Annotated in this window: 1 protein-coding gene; it reads left to right on the forward strand. The window is 76.0% G+C overall.

What is annotated here, in order from left to right; all coding sequences use genetic code 11:
- Nucleotides 1-1,097, forward strand: a 1,097-nt coding sequence (locus D8M29_RS12395; protein WP_148111624.1) for an iron ABC transporter permease, incomplete at both ends; no start/stop codon positions are given.

Here is a 1,097-nt window from a genome sequence, read left to right on the forward strand (position 1 = left end):
TGCCTGCCGACCGCGTTCGTGCTGCACCGGCGTCGCGTCCCGGGGCGGGCCGTGCTCCGCGCCCTCGTGCTCGTGCCGTTCGTGCTGCCCACGGTGGTGGTCGGCGTCGCGTTCCGCGCCCTGCTCGCCCCCGGCGGACCGCTGGGCTTCACCGGGCTGGACCAGACGACCACCGCCGTCGTGCTGGCCATGGTCTTCTTCAACGTGTCCGTGGTGGTGCGCCAGGTGGGCGCGCTGTGGAACGCGCTCGACCCGCGCCAGACCGAGGCCGCCCGCACCCTGGGCGCCTCGCCGTGGCGGGCGTTCCGCACCGTGACGCTGCCCCAGCTCGCCCCGGCGATCGCCGCGAGCGCGGCGCTGGTGTTCCTGTTCTGCGCGTCCGCGTTCGGCATCGTCCAGACGCTCGGCCGGCCCGGCTACGGCACGCTCGAGTCGGAGATCTGGGTGCAGACCTCCGTCTACCTGGACCTGCGGACCGCGGCGGTGTTCTCCGTGCTGCAGTTCGCGGTGGTGCTGGCCGCCGTCGTGGTCTCCGGCGTGACGGCGGCGCGCACCCAGCGGGCGCTGCGCCTGCGGGAGACGCCGCCGGCCCGGCTCACGCGCGCGGACGCGGTCCCGGTGGCCGTGATGCTCGCGGTGGTGGCGCTCGTGGTGGCGCCGATCCTGACGCTCGTGGTGCGCTCCTTCCACACCCGCCACGGCTGGGGGCTGGGCAACTATCGGCTGCTGTCCACGAGCGCGGGCAGCGGGTTCGTGGGCGGGTCGACGCCGGCCCAGGCGCTCGAACAGTCCCTGCGGGTGGCCGTGGACGCCACGCTCGTGACGCTCGTGGTGGCCGTGCCGCTGGCCCTGCTGCTGACCCGGCCCTTCCGTTCACGCGCGGCGCTGGTGGCCCAGCGGGCCCTCGACGGCGCCCTGCTCCTGCCGCTCGGCGTGTCCGCGGTGACCGTGGGCTTCGGCTTCGTCGTGTCCCTGCGGGCCGCGTTCCCGGAGCTGGCGGCCTCGGGCGTGCTCGTGCCACTGGCCCAGGCGGTGGTGGCGCTGCCGCTCGCGGTGCGGGCGCTCGTGCCCGTGCTCGCGGCGGTGGACCCGCGGCT

It is taken from the genome of Micrococcus sp. HSID17227 (genome assembly GCF_003989405.1).
In the GTDB taxonomy this organism is placed as follows: domain Bacteria; phylum Actinomycetota; class Actinomycetes; order Actinomycetales; family Micrococcaceae; genus Micrococcus; species Micrococcus luteus.